We start from the raw sequence: 16,539 nt of genomic DNA, 5'->3' as shown, positions 1-16,539 counted from the left end.
GTAATCGTTCACTGTATGCAAACATTTTTACATTTTACTCTTGCAAAAGTGTAAAGTATAGTATATACTAACAGATGTATCATAAGGGTGAACGCACTTATCGTAATACAAGATTTTTAATGAAGGAGGATGATTAGCATGTTTAGGAAAGTCGGCAAAAAGTATATGGAAACTGCTCTGATCAAGCTAATCGCGGTAGGTTTAGTTATTGGCATTGTAATCGCTCTGGCGGCGCCGGGGATGGTGCCTTTGGTGGCAATTTTTGGTGATTTGTTTGTCCGGGCGTTGAAGGGCGTGGCGCCGGTATTGGTGTTCGTGCTCGTTATGAACGCTATGGCACAGAAAAATGCGGATGCCAGCGCGTCCATGCGGCCGATTGTCAAGCTTTATGTATTTGCTACGTTTTTTGCATCGCTGGTGGCGGTGGCGTATTCCTTTGCCTTCCCGACCACGCTGCATTTGCAGCTGGCAGATGCGAAACTCACGCCGCCGAGCGGTATTCTGGAAGTTTTGCATAACCTCGTGCTCAATGTGGTAGACAATCCGATTCATGCCATTGCCAGTGCCAATTATATCGGCATTCTGGCTTGGGGCGTGTTGACAGGCCTTGCGCTGCATCATGCTTCGGATGGCACGAAGGAAACGCTTAATGATTTTGCCAAGGCTGTGACTAAGCTCGTGCAGTGGGTTATTCGTCTGGCACCCTTCGGTATTATGGGGTTGGTGGCTGATGCTATCGGGACCAATGGTGCTGATGCCATTTTGGGTTACTTCCATCTGCTGGCGGTGCTTCTGGGCGCATTCTTCTCCGTGGCGCTGATCATGAATCCGCTGATTGTTTATCTGCACATTCATCGCAATCCTTATCCGCTGGTGCTCACAACGTTGCGGGAAAGCGGCATCTATGCGTTCTTCACGAGAAGTTCGGCAGCCAATATCCCCGTGAATATGGATTTGTGTGCACGGCTGGGACTCAATAAAGATACCTATTCCATCTCCATTCCTTTAGGTGCTACGATTAACATGAGTGGCGCGGCTATCACCATTGCGGTGTTGTCCTTGGCTTGTGCGCATACGTTGGGGATTGATGTTGACCTGCCTACGGCACTGCTCTTGTGCATCATTGCCACGGTTGGCGCCTGTGGTGCTTCCGGTGTGGCGGGCGGTTCCCTGCTGCTTATCCCGGTGGCCTGCTCCTCGTTCGGTATCAGCAACGATATTGCCATGCAGGTCGTTGGTGTGGGCTTCATCATCGGCGTATTGCAGGATTCCTGCGAAACGGCCCTCAACAGCTCCAGTGACGTGTTGTTTACGGCTACGGCGGAACTGACGCAGAAGGCGAAAGAGGGGACACTGACGGAAGCGGATTTAGTGGCTAAGAATTAAACAGCTGTTGGCTTTGTTTACATCCATACAATAAGACGCCCGCAGGGGTTGGCAATATTTTTTCTTCGCTTAGACAGGCTTGTCAAACGCTACGAAAAAACATCGCCAACCCCTGCGGGCTTAATACGTAGCAGTTGTTTCGTCATAGACAGGCTTGCCAAAAGCTGCGGAAAACATCACCAGCCCCCACGGGCTTACTGCGTTATTTTGCTGTACATTAACATCGTAGTGCTAAGGCGCCTGGTGGGGCTGGTAATATTTTCCTTCGCCATAGACAAGCTTGTCAAAAGCTACGGAAAACATCACCAGTCCCACCAGGCTTACTGCGTATATACATGACCGCTGCTTGCTAAGACACGCATCGTTGTATGGGTTACATTGAAGTGTTAAGTTGGAAGTGAGGCGGGAGGGGGAGGCAATGACTTTCGGCAGCGTTTGACAAGCTTGTCTAAGCAGACGAAAGTTATTGCCTCCCCCTCTCGCCGCCTGTTACATCGAATTATAAAATTTTCTTAAAATCAAAGCTGACAAATACTACCTGTAGGATGTATAATAAAAGAAAATTCCATCATATGTGGACAAAGAAGGCGAAATTATGGAGTTTCGACTTAAACAATGGCACAGGCCATTGGCTGGGTGTGGTTTAGTTCTTTTGTTGGCAGGTTTAGTAGGGGCTTGGTATGCTGATGAGGCAGAAAAGCCCCCGCTTGTGTTGCAGGCAGGTGAAACGGAGAAAGTGGTGCAGGAGGATTCTTTGGCCATTCGTGGGTTGCAGGAGGCCAATGAACATAAGGAGTTGCGCAATCCATTTTCTTTGCTCCATGAAACGGAACAGGAAAGTGAGCATATGGCTTTGCCTGCTAAACAGCCAACAGAAAATGGAAAGGTAAAAACGGACACGCCGCCGGCAGTTTCGCCTGCTGCGGGGAATGGTTCGCAAAAGCCGGCCGGTAATGAACCGGCGATAAGCTTATGCGGTATTGTGGAAGGAGGTGGTCAGCGGCTGGCTTTGCTGAAAGTCGGCAATAATACGGTAACTGCTGGCTTGGGCGAAATGGTTTCGGATTGGCAAGTGACCGGCATAAGCGCTGCTGCGGTTACGGTGGAGCGTTCCGGGCAGGTGCAGGTTTTGCCGCTGGTGCTGAATGGGGAAGCGGGGGTGAAGTGACATGGGGAAGAGTGTTTTTTGTCTGTTGATGATGGTCGTTTTGACCTGCCTGGGAGAGCTGCAGGTCAGTGCATCGCCTGTGCGGCTGCAGGTGCAGAATGCACCGACAAGTGCGGTGTTGATGTCTGTAGCCCGTCTGGGTGGTTTCAACCTGTTATTGTCCGATGGCATCGGGGGAACGGTGACGGTCAATGTGCAGGAGGAGCCACAGAAAATACTGGAATTATTATCGGCTTCGCAGGGCTTTTTGTTGGAGAAGTATGGTGATGTCTATGTGGTGACTGCACCGGATAAGAGTAATGCCTTGCGGCGTGTACACAGCTATCAGGCCAGGTATGCCCGTCCAGCGGATTTAGCAAAAATCGCAATTTTATCTTTGGGTGAAGCAGGAAAAAAGTCTCAGGTGACGAAAGATAACAATGATGTGGATATAACTGCCCAAAAACAATCCACAGAAAAAGCGGAAACTGGGGAAAGGTCATCTCGGGTATTGGTTGATGAATCTGCAGGCAAGGTAGTCTTTTATGGTACTGATGCTGAAGCGCAGCGGGTGCAGGAGGCTTTGCAGCAGGTAGATATTCCTGCTAAGCAGGTCAGTATTGAAGCCAAAGTGGTAGCTTTGTCCAAGAACGCCGCCAAAAATTTGGGTGTAGAGTGGGAATGGTCCAAAATACCACAATATCCTGAACGACGTAAAACTTATCGTCATGAAGGAAAGGAAAATGAGCGGGTGGATTATGAGGTGCGCCGTTCCTATGGCGGCAAGTCAGATTCTATTCCGGGCATTATTCAATTTGGCCACGGCCCTGAGGGGCAGCCCTTTGAATTTTATTTCAGTGCGCAATTGAATGCCTTGGTATCGGACGGCAAGGCGAAGATTTTAGCCCGGCCGAATATTACCACCATTCAGGGGCATGAAGCCGTCATCAATATTGGCGGTGATGTGCCAGTGCCCACGCAGACGGTGACGGAAACCTCTACGACCAATACGGTGACGTATCGGCAGGCGGGCATTATTTTGCGATGCATACCTAGAGTAAACGCCGAAGGTCAGATTACCGTAGAGGTACATACGGAGGTCAGCACGCCGGAATTTGTGACGGATTTGAAGGCGTATCGTTTTCAGCGCCGCAGTGCCGATACAATGGTGCGGCTGCAGGATGGGGAAACCATGGTGATTGGCGGTTTGATTGGCAGCGAGGAATCCCATAGTTTAAGCAAGGTACCCTTTTTAGGCGATTTGCCCATTTTAGGGGCATTTTTCAAAAGTGTACGGCATAGCCATACGGAGTCGGAAGTGATGATATTCCTGAAAGCGCATGTGCTATGAGGTTATAGATATGATAAAGGAGAAACGGTTATGGCGATTAAAATTTTGATAGCAGACGACCATGCGCTTCTACGACAGGGGATAAAGAGAGTCCTTAATTTCGAGGATGGTTTCGAGGTTATCGGCGAGGCCGAGGACGGACAGGAAGCTGTGGCACGGACGCTCATGCTACAGCCGGATATATTGCTTTTGGATATCAACATGCCCGGGCTTAGCGGTCTGGAAGTGGTAAAGCAGCTTAAGCAGGCAGATTGTGAAACGAGGGTTATTGCGCTGACGATTCACGATAGTGATAACTATGTTCTGGAAATGCTGAAAAACGGAGCGTTAGGGTATCTCTTGAAGGATGTGGAGCCGGCGGTGCTCATCAAGGCGATTCATGTGGTCAACGGCGGTGATGCCTTTGTTTATCCGGAACTGGCGGAGCGGCTCTTTGGCAGCACCACGGTGACGGATGATGTGGAGAGCAGGGCAAAGGAAATGCTCGATGAAAGCCGTGGCGAGCGCCTGACTTCGCGGGAGATGGATGTGCTCGAATGCGTAGCCAAGGGCTTTTCCAATCAGGATATCGCCAAAGCGTTGGGACTTAGCGAAAAGACGGTTAAGAACCATATGACCCGTGTCCTCAGAAAGCTGAAAGTGGAGGACAGGACGCAGGCGTTGGTCTATGTGCTCAAAAATAAAATCATATCTCTGGAATAAATTTTTATTGTGAAAAACTCCAAAAGCAGAAGTCTAAAATTTATGGATTTCTGCTTTTTTTTCGTGATTAGATAAGGTATAATAGGAATAGTAGAAAAATATGAATCCGATTCGTAATTGAGAGGTATTCACAAAAAGTGGAAGGTGATTCGGTGCTTTATCCGCTGAATTTGGAACTGGCGGGCAGAAGCTGTGTAGTTGTAGGCGGCGGGCAGGTCGCCTGCCGGAAGGTACGGGGACTGCTGACTGCTGGAGCTGAAGTGACCGTTATTGCACCTGTGGCAACGGATGATTTACAAAAAATGGCCGCATGCGGCAGGCTGAAGTGGTTGAAGCGGGATTATCAGCAGGGGATGCTGAAAGCGCTGCGCCCCTTACTGGTGTTTGTCACAGCGAGCAGTCAGGCGGCTAATGCAGCGGCTATTGCTGAGGCTAAGGAGATTGGCGCCTTGGTCAATGCGGCAACCGATCCGGAGCAGACGGATTTTTCTGTGCCTTCTAAGGTTCAGCGGGGCGATTTTTTGCTGACGGTTTCCACTGGCGGCGGCAGTCCTGCCTTTTCCCGGCTCCTGCGTGAGCGGCTGGAGCGTGAATACCCGGATAGTTTCGGGCAGTTTTTGGAACGGTTAATGGTATTACGGGATGAAATCAAGGCCATGCCGGGCGGCAGCCGGGAACATGAACGGCTGTGGCGGCAGAGTCTTAACCAGGGAATTATTGATTTAGTGAGAGTGGGTCATTTAGACCAGGCGGAGGAAGAAGTAAGAAATGGAATTACTAATGCTGGGATTAAATCACAAGACAGCACCTGTTGATGTGCGGGAAAGGTTTTCCATTCCCAAGGCGGCGGTGAAAAATGGTCTTGCGAATCTGGGAACCTATGAGGGCATTTTGGAGGCGGTTGTCCTCTCCACCTGCAACCGCAGTGAAATGTATGCGGTGGTGGATGATGCAGAGCGGGATTTAGCCACCTTGAAACAGTTCCTCTTTGACTTGACGGGAAACGAGGAGGATATTGACGAATATCTCTATCATTATGCAGATGAAGCATGTATTGACCATCTGTTCCGCGTGGCGTCGAGCCTTGACTCGTTGGTGCTTGGCGAGGGACAGATTCTTTCCCAGGTCAAGGAAGCCTATGCTATGGGACGGGAAGCCGGCACCACGAGCACGGTATTAAATACCCTTTTTCATCGGGCGATTGCCACGGGCAAGCGGGTGCGTACGGAAACCCGCATTCAGTTTAATTCCGTGTCGGTAAGTTATGCCGCTGTGGAATTGGCGCGCGAAGCACTGGGCGAACTGCATGAAGCCAGTGCCCTGATTTTTGGTGCCGGAAAGATGGCAGAACTTACGGCACAGCACTTAATCTCCCGCGGCGTAAAGAAAATCTATGTGGCCAACCGCCATATTGAGCGGGCACAGCTTTTGGCCGAGCAGTTTAATGGCGAAGCAGTTCCTTTTAAGGATGCCATGAAGCGGGCCGTGGATGTGGATGTAATCGTGACCTCCACGGGCGCGCCGCATTATGTGATCAAGCCCTGGGAAACTCGCCAGCTTATGAGCAAGCGAAAAGGCAGACCGTTATTCCTGATTGATATTGCCGTTCCCCGCGATGTTGACCCCGAAGTGGGCGATATCAAGGGCGTAACGCTCTACAATATCGACGCTTTGGAAGAAGTGGTGGATGAACATATCGAGGAACGCCGTCAGGAAGCCAAACAGGCGGAAAAAATCGTGGCCGAAGAAGTGGCATCTATTGAGGAAAAGTTCCAGTACCTCTCTTTCCGTCCGTTGATGGCACTGCTTTCTGACCGCTGTGAGCGCATTCGCCAGCGGGAGGTCAAGCGGGCCAGTTCCAAACTGCCGGAGCTTACGGAGGAGGAATGGCGGCAGGTGGAACATATGAGCCGCATGATTGTGCGCAAGATTCTGCGCATGCCCATGATGAAGCTCAATTCTGCCGCTGGCACGGAAAACGAGCAGTTCTATATCGACGCCATGCGGGCGCTATTCAAACTTGATACGATAGGAGAGACAGCAACCAGTGAAGAAAGACACAATCGTTATCGGTACGCGCAGCAGTAAGCTTGCTCTCTGGCAGGCAGAATACGTAAAAGGCCGTTTGGAAGAAGAATATCCCGGCCTTAAAGTCGAACTCAAATTAATGACCACCAAGGGGGATAAGATTCTCGATGCCCCCTTGGCCAAAATTGGCGGCAAGGGCCTGTTTACCAAAGAACTCGAAATGGATATGCTCTCCGGCGGCATTGACCTGGCGGTGCACAGCCTTAAGGATATGCCGACAGAGTTGCCCGAAGGCCTGACGCTTGCTGCGATTACGAAACGTTTTGACCCCGGTGATGCCGTGGTCAGCCCCAAATTTAAGACATTTGCAGCGTTGCCTTGTGGCGCAAAAGTAGGTACATCGAGCCTGCGCCGCAAGGCACAGCTTTTGCATGCCCGCCCGGACCTCAACATCTGCGACTTGCGGGGCAATGTGAATACGCGGCTTGCCAAACTGGAAAGCGAAAACTTTGACGCCATTATCCTCGCCGTGGCCGGACTCAAACGCCTGGGCTTTGGCGAGCGCATTACGGAAGTTTTGCCCCGCGACATGGTACTGCCCGCCGTAGGGCAGGGAGCACTGGCCATTGAAACCCGCGAGGACGATGCGGATATGCGCGAAATGCTCGCGTTCCTCAATGACGAAGCCACGGTGCATTGTGCCAAGGCAGAACGTGCCTTCTTAGGCAGGGTCGAGGGCGGCTGTCAGGTGCCGGTTGGTGTTTACGCCGTACCTGCCGCTAACGACGAAATTCAGGTGGAAGCCGTAATCGCTTCCTTGGACGGCCAGCGTCTCTACCGCGATAAACTCAGCGGCAAGGCTAGTGAGGCGGAAAAACTGGGCGTAACGCTGGCCGAGAAACTCCTCGCCGCCGGCGGGCAGAAAATCCTGCAGGAACTTGGTTTGTTGCAGAATAAATAAGACAGAAAAGGGATGACATATATGGCAGGAATGGTTTATTTAGTAGGTGCAGGCCCCGGAGATTACCGGCTTATCAGCATGAAGGCAGTGGATTGCCTAAAAATGGCCGATGTGGTGGTCTATGACCGTCTGGCCGATGACCGCATCTTGCGCTGGGCGCCGGAAGATGCCGAATTCATTTATGTGGGCAAGGCATCGAGCAACCATACCATGAAACAGGAAGATATCAACCAGCTGTTGGTGGACAAGGCCAAAGAAGGCAAATGCGTCGTGCGTCTCAAAGGCGGCGACCCCTTTGTATTTGGCCGGGGCGGTGAGGAAGGCCTGCTCTTGCGCGAAAACAACCTGCCCTTCGAAATCGTGCCGGGCATCACTTCGGCGATTTCCGTACCGGCCTATGCGGGCATTCCCGTGACCCATCGCGCGGTAGCAACTTCCTTTGCCGTGGTGACAGGCCATGAAGACCCCACCAAGGGCAAGAGCAATATGCGTTGGGAACACCTGGCTACGGGCGTGGATACGCTTGTGTTCCTGATGGGCGTAGCCAATCTGCCGCATATCACGGGTAAATTAATCGAAAATGGCCGCAGTGCCGATACGCCGGCTGCCGTTATCCGCTGGGGCACCAAGCCAGAACAGCGCACGCTGATTACCACCGTGGGGAAGGCCGCTGAAGATGTGGCGAAAAACGGCATCAAGCCGCCTGCCATCTTTATCGTGGGTGAAGTCGTGAAACTGCGGGACAGCCTGCAGTGGTTCGATAACCTTTCCCAGCGTCCTCTGTTTGGCAAGCGGATTCTCGTAACGCGGGCACGTAGTCAGGCATCCAAGCTGACGGCAAAACTGGAAAAACTCGGCGCGGAAGTTCTCGAAGCTCCGGCAATTTCCATGGCCGACCCCGCCGATAATTATGCGGCTCTCGATAAGGCCATTGACCATGTGGCGGATTATCACTGGTTGATTTTCACGAGTGCTAATGGTGTAGGCCGTTTCTTTGCCCGCCTGTTCAAAGCAGGCAAGGATGCCCGCGCATTAGGTTATGCCAAGATTGCCGCTATCGGTTTGGCAACGGCAGAGAAACTCAAGCAGTATGGCCTTGTGGCTGATGTAATCCCGCAGGAATACCGCGCTGAAGGCGTGTTGGAAGCGCTGAAGGGAAAATTGCCGCCGCATGCCAAAATCCTGATTCCGCGTGCCGAAGAAGCACGGGAAGTCCTGCCGGATACCTTGCGTGAAATGGGCGCAGAGGTTGAAGTCGCACCTGCATATCGTACAATCTGCGGTCAGGTGGACGGCGAGGCTTTGGCGGCAGAACTCAAAGAAGGCAACATTGATTTGGTGACCTTCACCAGCTCGTCCACGGTTAAAAATCTCGTCAACATCATCGGCTCGGCAGAGGTACTGAAGGGCGTAAAGACGGCCTGCATTGGCCCAGTTACGGCCGATACTGCCAAATCCTTAGGCATTGAGCCGGATATTATAGCCAAAGAATATACCATTGATGGTCTTGTAGAGGCCATCTGCAAATAATAGGAGATGTTATATCATGTATGAACAGAAACTCCGTCCGCGCCGTATGCGCATCAGCCCCGCTATGCGGGCAATGGTTCGCGAAACCAGCCTGTCGGTGAAGGACTTTGTCTATCCGCTGTTTGTCGTGCCAGGCGAAAACGTCCGCGAGGAAATTCCCTCCATGCCGGGCTGCTATCATCTGTCGGTGGATGAAGCGGTCAAAACGGCGAAAGAATGCTGGGAACTGGGCATTCCTTCCGTGGAAGTATTCGGCATTCCCGAATATAAAGATGCCGACGGTTCCAGCGCCTGGGATATGACCAGTCCTGTACAGCGCGCCATCAAGGCGATTAAGGCAGAAATTCCCGAACTTATGATTGTCGGCGACGTCTGCATGTGTGAGTATACCGACCACGGCCACTGCGGCCATCTCGAAGGCCACTATGTGGACAACGACAAGACCTTGAAACTCCTGCAGAAAGTTGCTGTTTCGCAGGCACAGTGCGGTGTGGATATCATCGCGCCCTCCGATATGATGGACGGCCGTGTGGCGGCTATCCGCGAAGCTTTGGACGAAAACGGCTTCCAGAATGTCTCCATCATGAGCTATGCGGTCAAATATGCTTCGGGCTACTACGGCCCCTTCCGTGATGCTGCCGACAGCGCACCGGCTTTTGGTGACCGCCGTCAGTATCAGATGGACCCGGCCAATGCCCATGAAGCCATCAAGGAAGTTGACCTCGATATTGCCGAAGGCGCTGACATCATCATGGTAAAACCGGCGCTGGCTTATCTCGATATCGTGCGTCAGGTGCGAGACCATATCCATCATCCGGTGGCTGTTTATAACGTCAGCGGCGAATATGCCATGGTCAAGGCTGCCGCTAAGAACGGCTGGATTGACGAAAAGCGCATCGTTATGGAAACCCTGCTTTCCATGAAACGTGCCGGTGCTGATATCATCATCACCTACCATGCTATGGATGTGGCCCGCTGGCTGAAGGAGGATGCTAATGCTTAATCTCACCAAATCCGCTGCCGCTTTTGCTGAAGCCAAAGAACTTATGCCCGGCGGCGTCAACAGCCCCGTGCGTTCCTATAAGAGTGTGGACTGCAATCCACCGTTTATCGACCATGCGTTAGGCGATAAGATTTACGATATCGACGGCAATGAATACATTGACTATGTTGGCTCCTGGGGGCCAATGGTCGTGGGCCATGCCCATCCGAAAGTCGTAAAAGCCCTGCAGGAAGCCGCAACCCGTGGTACGAGCTATGGCGCGCCGACTTGCATTGAGTCGGAACTTGCAAAGCTCGTGATGGAGGTTTATCCGTCCATCGAAACCATCCGCATGGTCAACTCTGGCACCGAAGCAACCATGAGCGCTCTGCGCCTGGCACGCGGCTATACGGGACGGGAAAAGATTGTCAAATTCATTGGCTGTTACCATGGCCATAGCGACAGCCTGCTCGTCAACGCCGGTTCCGGCATGGCCACCTTCGGCGTGCCGAGCTCTCCGGGCGTAACGAAAGGCACGGCACAGGATACGATTTCCGTACCCTACAATGATGAAGAAGCCATTACGAAAGTGATGGAAGAGGTCGGTGACGAAGTTGCCGCCGTTATCGTGGAGCCGGTAGCCGGCAATATGGGCCTTGTTTTGCCGAAACAGGGCTACCTTAGAAAACTCCGCGACCTTACGGAAAAGCACGGCGCCCTGCTGATTTTTGACGAGGTTATGTGCGGTTTCCGCGCCTCCTTGGGCGGCGCCCAGGCAGCTTACGGTATTACGCCGGATTTGACCTGCTTGGGTAAAATCATCGGCGGAGGTCTGCCCGTAGCAGCCTACGGCGGCCGCAAGGACATCATGGCGAAGGTTTCGCCGTCCGGCCCGGTCTATCAGGCCGGTACGCTCTCCGGCAATCCGCTGGCCATGACCGCAGGCCTTGCCACGCTGCAGATTATCACCGCAGAACCGGAAGACGGCAAGGCCGATTACAGCCGCGAACTGACCTTAAAGACGAAGAAACTGCTCCTCGGCTGGCAGGAAAAAGCCAAAGCCGCAGGCGTTGCCATTCAGGTCCATCAGGCAGGCTCCATGTTCGGCATCTTCTTCAGCGAAAAAGATGTGCTGAACTACGAGGATTCCTGCAACGCCGACCAGGAAAAATTCAAGGTCTGGTTCAAATCCATGCTCGAACAGGGCATCTACCTTGCCCCGTCCCAGTTTGAAACCCTCTTTATGAGCGGTGCCCATACGGATGAAGACATTGATAGAACCATTGCGGCAGCAGAAAAAGCATTTGCAGCTGTAGCGGCTATGGAAAAATAAAATAACAACAATAGTTAGGCTTGACTGGTCAAATGTTGATTGGTCAAGCCTTTTTATAAACATAAAACATGAAATATAAATATAAAATGTAAAATATAAATACGAAATATAAAATTGGCAGGCAAAAATGTAAAATGATTTATCAAAACATAAAGAGAGTCTGTTGTAATTTTATAAATGACCAAAGTACGATAGTCATTTGGGAATGCGTGAACTTCATCCAAAAGCTGGAATATTGACTGAACAGGCAGGAAAATTTTTATGTTATGGAGAATAACACCATAAATGTAATATGGTGCAGTTAATTAGAAGTCAAAGTGGGGTGTGTTTATGGCAGATAAAAAGAATATCAGCAAAGTCACGTTAAAGTCTCGTCCGGGGAATCTTTCTTTTGCCAGGCGAATGAATGTTACTGAAGCAAAGTTTTGGCAGACGGATTTTGCCAAAAGACATTCTGTCAAACTGCCTTTGCTGGTAACGGATAAGGCTGTGTTGGCTTCCAAGGGGCATGAAATGCCCCCGGAAAAACTGGAAAAAGAAATAATGGATCCAAATCCACAAAAGAGCCAGTCCTGTACATTGTCTACGGAATGCGATACCTTAAGAATTGACTATGGCATAAAGGTGCTGCCGGTAAAGGATGGCATGTACAGTTGTTCAGACTATGCTTATCGGACAGCGATTTATCAAAAGATAGATGAATATATTGCCAAAGATGGTTTTCTGACCTTGGCAAAGCGCTATGTGAATAATATCGCCAATGCCCGCTTTCTATGGCGAAACCGCAAAGGGGCTGAAGCTATTGAAACCATCGTTACGATTGGCAACAAGGAATACCCGGCATTTGATGCCAAGGATTTTGACTTGGATGTTTTCGTGGATAACAATAAAACAATCAATGATATAGCCCGGCAGGTAGCTGATACCTTCGCCGGTAAGCAGGAATATTTGAATATGTATATTACCTGCTTTGTGAAAATCGGTTGTGCAATGGAAGTATATCCTTCACAGGAAATGACCATAGATGAAGAGAAAGGGAAGCAGTTGTTTGTCTTTGAAGGCAGTGCGGGGATGCACTCGCAGAAAATCAGTAATGCTTTGCGAACCATTGACACCTGGTATCCTGATTATACTGCATACGAGTTTCCCATCCCCGTTGAGAATTACGGAGCTTCAAGGGCGGTAGGCATAGCATTTCGCCCGGATACCAAGAGTTTTTACAAACTCATTGATAAGTTAGTTTTGAAAAATGAAGATATACCGATTGAGGACAAGCATTATGTTATGGCTGTCCTTATTCGGGGCGGGATGTTCAGCAAGAAACAGGAAAAATAAGCGTGTTTGAGGTAGTAATTATGTTTAGTCAAATGATAATTATAAAACCCGGTACGGGCATATCCGCAAATGTAATTATCTCTGAAGACATATTTCCTGTATTGCACCGCTTGTTTGTTAATCATGGCAAGAAGTTTGGCATAACCTTTCCTGCTTATACTTTTGACAAAAGAGGCAGCCTGGGGAATATTATTGAGGTCTTATGTGAAGATGATAAGGCTTTGGCAGCACTTCGGCTTGAAGAAGTAATGGCGCCCATAAAAGATTATGTAAAGGTGAAAAGGGAAATAGCCGAAACCGATGATTATATGCTCTTTAAGCGTGTCCGTGGAGAAAGTCAATTTGAAACGACCAAAAGGCGTATGGAGAAACGTGGACATACTGAGTTGGGGCGGCCTTTGGCTATGCATATTCGGAAAAGGAATCAGCAGGTATTTTGTCATGCATATATCAAGGTGAAAAGTGCTTCTACAGGCAAGGCTTATAATATCTTTGTTGCTCCTGCGGATGTGAAACATGGCAATTTTTCCGCCTATGGATTGGTTCTGCGAGGTGAGGAGCATGCTTAGAAAGAAGATGCTGGCGGCCATCAAGGGAACAATGTCTGAAGAAGAGAAAATTGCCAAGTACATTGATGGTCTTTTGCAGGCCATAGACAAAAATTATCTTGCTACGCATGTTGCTAAATTTACGGAAACGAACAGTCCCGGCAATATTGGCGCTTATGATGATTCGCAAGATGGTTTTAGCTGTGGATATTTGTGTACAGCTAATTCAGGCTGGCATGATTTTGACATGGTAACGAATGATGCAAAATATAAGCGGCCGCATGGGTTCATTGCTATGGAAATGCAGGATGGACGTACTGTAATGGAACATTTGCAGGAAGATAGTGCAGAGCTCAGGCAGGAAATGGAACAGCTCACAGATAAATATGATGAAATTCGGAATGGACTACTGAATATGGCCCGGATTCAGCCGGATAAGACCAATCAGTTTATAAAGCAAGTATTTTTTCCTGTGGGAGATTCTTATCATTTGTTAAGCGTATTGCCTTCAACCGTATTGAATTATGAGGTGGGGGCAAGATTGTTCAAATCCCGGTTGCCACGAATAAGGCTGAAACTCTTGACCGATAAAGCTGCATCTACAACCGGCAGCCGACTGGTCAGTAAAAATAAATGGCCTATAGTTTTTCAGTCACTACCGCCTAAGTTTTTGGAAAAATCGCTAACTAAGGTTTTGGATAAGGAGTTCCTATTGCCGGACATGGATATTGATGAAATGTCCGGTGTGGAAGCCGGATGCCTTGTTGATGCGTCCTTGTTGTCTATGATAATTGAAGAAGGCAAGCGAAAAGGGGAAGGAAATTATCGGGCGGCATTTTTGCGGGACGAGCGTAAGGAAGAGACGGTTCAAGCATTCTTAGCGAAGTATGGTTACCATGGTATTCCTATAGGTTACGAAATTCATCATATTGTGCCATTGAGTCAAGGCGGTGCCGATTCAATAAAGAATATGATTATGCTCAGCATAGAAGACCATGCCAAAGTTACTGAAGCTCATGCTGCATATTTCAAGTGGAGATAATGATGATGATAAGATATGTACTGCTTGAAAAAGTGAATATTGAAAATGCTAATGCCTTTAATAATATTACAGTAGGGATTCCGGCGATCACTGGTTTTATGGGCTTTGCTCATGCATTGGAGAGAAAACTTAAAGCAAAAGGGGGAACGATAAAAATAGCTGGTGTCGGCTTGGAATTTCATGAGTACGAATTAAAAGGCTATAAGAACAAAGAGGGGCAGTATGTAACGACTTTTCCTTTACCGGGAAGCATTCCTGGCTTGAATGAGAAAAAACTCGATGCCCATATTATGAATCAGGCTTATATTGATTTGAATATGTCGTTTGTTTTGGCAGTTGAGGGTAGCCACATTGATACATCCATATGTAAATCAATAAAAGCGGCTGTGGAGACATTGCGGATAGCTGGTGGAATCATTCGCAGTTATAAGGCTGTACGATTGATTGATACACTGGCGGATATTCCCTATGGTTATTTCTTAACTTGTAGGCAGGATGTGTTAAATGATGCTGTTGGTAATGATATGCTGGATAAAATGATTCATGCTTTACAACAGGACAACACACTTATTCCTATTGCCATTGGGTTTAAGGCACTTTCTGAGGTGGGGCATGTGGAAGGTCAGCGTGACCTGGAAAAAGACCACTGCTTTGTAGAAAGTGTGTTCAGCCTGGGCGGATTTGAGTGCAGCAAATCTATAGAGGATATCAACGCATATTTGTGGCGCTATAAAACAGGAGAAGGATTATATCTTTGTACCATAAATTGTTAGGCTATACGCAACCCTTTAGTATTCAGGCCGCAGGCGCCTTGGGGAAAAAAGGGTATTTTTACAAAAGTTTCTCTAAGGCCAATAATATCAAGGGGTGACGCATTTTTTATTACGGGTGTACCGCCGTGTAGGTGGTTTAGAAGTTGACGTTACAAGTAACCTCATAAAGCTTTACGTGTACCGCCGTGTAGGTGGTTTAGAAGATCATCAGATAACAGGTTGCTGTCCTGCTATGGTGTACCGCCGTGTAGGTGGTTTAGAAGGGACGATGTTATTAAATGGCGTAACAAGAGATGTGTACCGCCGTGTAGGTGGTTTAGAAGATACAGTCAGCGCGTATCGTGAAGGTTGAGGAGTGTACCGCCGTGTAGGTGGTTTAGAAGAATGGCATACAGAGTGGGCTTGAAGGTATCTTGTGTACCGCCGTGTAGGTGGTTTAGAAGAGCTGATTCATGCCGTTTGCAATAGTATCTTTGTGTACCGCCGCATAGGTGGTTTAGAAGATCAGGTCAGCAATACGGTCCAGTTCCTCCGGGTGTACCGCCGCATAGGTGGTTTAGAAGAGTATCGCAAACAGCGTAGACTCTGCATAACCGTGTACCGCCGTGTAGGTGGTTTAGAAGTGCTTGACCGTCTTGCCAGCCGTTTCAAAGCCGTGTACCGCCGTGTAGGTGGTTTAGAAGTACGATTCCGACAGCTATAACGGCGTGGATTTGTGTACCGCCGTGTAGGTGGTAAAGGACTGTTTTTTACCGATTATAAATCATCAAATTAAGGATATATCCTTTAGCAACAAGTTGATAACGACATTACAATTTGATAATGATGTGAAATTGAATATAGCCGTGTACGATAACAATAAATCCCGTTACCTGTATTTTCAATAGATGCGGCAAGTAAAAAGGCCTTTTTCTTTACCAGTTCACCGGGGGCAAATCCTTCTGGAGGGTAAAGTGCTTACCTTGCTTTGCACGGCAATTTTGCCGTCGGCAGCACAGGCAAGACCGGTCATCAAGTTCCAGATTGAGCATGTCTATATACATCATGCGGGTGAGGTGGAAATTGTCGGCTACTTTGAAAACAGTGGCAATCAGGGAGCTTATCCAAAACGCCGTAAAACCCCTAACTTTAGTTATGGGGATATAAGGCGTGTCCACCGAATTTACGTAAGTAATTGAAGGTGGAGAATTACTTTTTAACTTGTGTTGTATTATCTTTCTTAAAGTTGTATAATACAAATATGGGAGAAATAAAATATCATTCAAGCCACAATATCGTATATTCATGTAAGTACCATATCGTGTTCTGTCCCAAGTACCGCAGAAAAGTGTTGGTCAATGGCGTTGACACCAGACTAAAGGAGCTGGTCAAGTCAATCTGTGAAGAAATCCAAGTCGATGTAATCGAAATGGAAATCATGC

Annotated in this window: 16 protein-coding genes and 1 CRISPR repeat array; all 16 genes read left to right on the top strand. The window is 49.0% G+C overall.

Annotation, left to right across the window (positions count from 1 at the left end; all coding sequences use genetic code 11):
- The first annotated feature begins 138 nt into the window (after nucleotides 1-138).
- On the top strand, nucleotides 139-1,386 hold the full coding sequence (sstT, locus tag G598_RS0109710) for a serine/threonine transporter SstT (RefSeq protein WP_026766805.1): 1,248 nt from the start codon (nucleotides 139-141) through the stop codon (nucleotides 1,384-1,386).
- A 595-nt stretch (nucleotides 1,387-1,981) separates the two neighbouring features.
- Nucleotides 1,982-2,554, top strand: a complete 573-nt coding sequence (locus G598_RS0109705; protein WP_169534986.1) for a hypothetical protein — start codon at nucleotides 1,982-1,984, stop codon at nucleotides 2,552-2,554.
- A 1-nt stretch (nucleotide 2,555) separates the two neighbouring features.
- Nucleotides 2,556-3,884, top strand: a complete 1,329-nt coding sequence (locus tag G598_RS0109700) for a type II secretion system protein GspD (RefSeq protein ID WP_026766803.1) — start codon at nucleotides 2,556-2,558, stop codon at nucleotides 3,882-3,884.
- Between the two features lie 30 nt (nucleotides 3,885-3,914).
- Entirely contained in the window at nucleotides 3,915-4,586 is a 672-nt protein-coding gene (locus G598_RS0109695) for a response regulator (protein WP_026766802.1), read from the top strand.
- 137 nt (nucleotides 4,587-4,723) lie between these two features.
- The gene (locus G598_RS0109690; RefSeq protein WP_051180163.1) at nucleotides 4,724-5,401 is read left to right on the top strand and encodes a precorrin-2 dehydrogenase/sirohydrochlorin ferrochelatase family protein; all 678 of its coding nucleotides are present in this window, start codon (nucleotides 4,724-4,726) and stop codon (nucleotides 5,399-5,401) included.
- The gene (gene hemA / locus G598_RS0109685; protein WP_026766800.1) at nucleotides 5,355-6,674 is read left to right on the top strand and encodes a glutamyl-tRNA reductase; all 1,320 of its coding nucleotides are present in this window, start codon (nucleotides 5,355-5,357) and stop codon (nucleotides 6,672-6,674) included. Before G598_RS0109690 ends, hemA begins: the two co-directional genes overlap by 47 nt.
- Nucleotides 6,634-7,575, top strand: a complete 942-nt coding sequence (gene hemC, locus G598_RS0109680; RefSeq protein ID WP_026766799.1) for a hydroxymethylbilane synthase — start codon at nucleotides 6,634-6,636, stop codon at nucleotides 7,573-7,575. Before hemA ends, hemC begins: the two co-directional genes overlap by 41 nt.
- A 21-nt stretch (nucleotides 7,576-7,596) precedes the next feature.
- Nucleotides 7,597-9,105, top strand: coding sequence for a uroporphyrinogen-III C-methyltransferase (gene cobA / locus G598_RS0109675; RefSeq protein WP_026766798.1), 1,509 nt, complete (start codon nucleotides 7,597-7,599; stop codon nucleotides 9,103-9,105).
- A 16-nt stretch (nucleotides 9,106-9,121) separates the two neighbouring features.
- A complete protein-coding gene (gene hemB / locus G598_RS0109670) occupies nucleotides 9,122-10,108 on the top strand; it encodes a porphobilinogen synthase (RefSeq protein WP_026766797.1) in 987 nt (328 codons plus the stop codon).
- Nucleotides 10,101-11,420 carry a glutamate-1-semialdehyde 2,1-aminomutase gene (hemL, locus tag G598_RS0109665; RefSeq protein ID WP_026766796.1) on the top strand — a complete coding sequence of 440 codons (1,320 nt, stop codon included), beginning with the start codon at nucleotides 10,101-10,103 and terminating at the stop codon, nucleotides 11,418-11,420. Before hemB ends, hemL begins: the two co-directional genes overlap by 8 nt.
- A gap of 330 nt (nucleotides 11,421-11,750) precedes the next feature.
- Nucleotides 11,751-12,755: a type I-F CRISPR-associated protein Csy3 gene (gene csy3, locus G598_RS0109660; RefSeq protein WP_026766795.1), complete on the top strand. Its 1,005-nt coding sequence runs from the start codon at nucleotides 11,751-11,753 to the stop codon at nucleotides 12,753-12,755.
- 32 nt (nucleotides 12,756-12,787) lie between these two features.
- Nucleotides 12,788-13,324, top strand: a complete 537-nt coding sequence (gene cas6f, locus G598_RS0109655) for a type I-F CRISPR-associated endoribonuclease Cas6/Csy4 (protein WP_157833313.1) — start codon at nucleotides 12,788-12,790, stop codon at nucleotides 13,322-13,324.
- The gene (locus G598_RS17630) at nucleotides 13,317-14,345 is read left to right on the top strand and encodes a type I-F CRISPR-associated protein Csy1 (RefSeq protein ID WP_037363842.1); all 1,029 of its coding nucleotides are present in this window, start codon (nucleotides 13,317-13,319) and stop codon (nucleotides 14,343-14,345) included. Before cas6f ends, G598_RS17630 begins: the two co-directional genes overlap by 8 nt.
- A complete protein-coding gene (locus G598_RS0109645) occupies nucleotides 14,345-15,118 on the top strand; it encodes a type I-F CRISPR-associated protein Csy2 (protein WP_080657003.1) in 774 nt (257 codons plus the stop codon). Before G598_RS17630 ends, G598_RS0109645 begins: the two co-directional genes overlap by 1 nt.
- A 115-nt stretch (nucleotides 15,119-15,233) precedes the next feature.
- Nucleotides 15,234-15,861: a CRISPR direct-repeat array (repeat unit 28 nt; unit sequence GTGTACCGCCGTGTAGGTGGTTTAGAAG).
- A gap of 144 nt (nucleotides 15,862-16,005) precedes the next feature.
- On the top strand, nucleotides 16,006-16,296 hold the full coding sequence (locus G598_RS0109640) for a hypothetical protein (RefSeq protein ID WP_211221546.1): 291 nt from the start codon (nucleotides 16,006-16,008) through the stop codon (nucleotides 16,294-16,296).
- Nucleotides 16,297-16,358: 62 nt separating this feature from the next.
- Nucleotides 16,359-16,539, top strand: a 181-nt coding sequence (gene tnpA, locus G598_RS17625) for an IS200/IS605 family transposase (protein ID WP_037363860.1), incomplete at its 3' end; no start/stop codon positions are given.

This window comes from Selenomonas ruminantium subsp. ruminantium ATCC 12561 (assembly GCF_000424065.1).
GTDB lineage: Bacteria > Bacillota > Negativicutes > Selenomonadales > Selenomonadaceae > Selenomonas_A > Selenomonas_A ruminantium.
Note: the sequence above shows the minus strand (reverse complement) of the source record. Positions and strands in the feature narration are given on the sequence as shown.

Excerpts from the sequence above, each read along its gene's own strand:
- hemL (WP_026766796.1), top strand. The coding sequence starts at position 10,101 with ATGCTTAATCTCACCAAATCCGCTGCCGCTTTTGCTGAAGCCAAAGAA.
- G598_RS0109695 (WP_026766802.1), top strand. The coding sequence starts at position 3,915 with ATGGCGATTAAAATTTTGATAGCAGACGACCATGCGCTTCTACGACAG.
- G598_RS17630 (WP_037363842.1), top strand. The coding sequence starts at position 13,317 with ATGCTTAGAAAGAAGATGCTGGCGGCCATCAAGGGAACAATGTCTGAA.
- G598_RS0109640 (WP_211221546.1), top strand. The coding sequence starts at position 16,006 with ATGCGGCAAGTAAAAAGGCCTTTTTCTTTACCAGTTCACCGGGGGCAA.
- hemB (WP_026766797.1), top strand. The coding sequence starts at position 9,122 with ATGTATGAACAGAAACTCCGTCCGCGCCGTATGCGCATCAGCCCCGCT.
- cas6f (WP_157833313.1), top strand. The coding sequence starts at position 12,788 with ATGATAATTATAAAACCCGGTACGGGCATATCCGCAAATGTAATTATC.
- hemA (WP_026766800.1), top strand. The coding sequence starts at position 5,355 with ATGGAATTACTAATGCTGGGATTAAATCACAAGACAGCACCTGTTGAT.
- G598_RS0109645 (WP_080657003.1), top strand. The coding sequence starts at position 14,345 with ATGATGATGATAAGATATGTACTGCTTGAAAAAGTGAATATTGAAAAT.
- G598_RS0109705 (WP_169534986.1), top strand. The coding sequence starts at position 1,982 with ATGGAGTTTCGACTTAAACAATGGCACAGGCCATTGGCTGGGTGTGGT.
- sstT (WP_026766805.1), top strand. The coding sequence starts at position 139 with ATGTTTAGGAAAGTCGGCAAAAAGTATATGGAAACTGCTCTGATCAAG.
- cobA (WP_026766798.1), top strand. The coding sequence starts at position 7,597 with ATGGCAGGAATGGTTTATTTAGTAGGTGCAGGCCCCGGAGATTACCGG.
- G598_RS0109700 (WP_026766803.1), top strand. The coding sequence starts at position 2,556 with ATGGGGAAGAGTGTTTTTTGTCTGTTGATGATGGTCGTTTTGACCTGC.
- csy3 (WP_026766795.1), top strand. The coding sequence starts at position 11,751 with ATGGCAGATAAAAAGAATATCAGCAAAGTCACGTTAAAGTCTCGTCCG.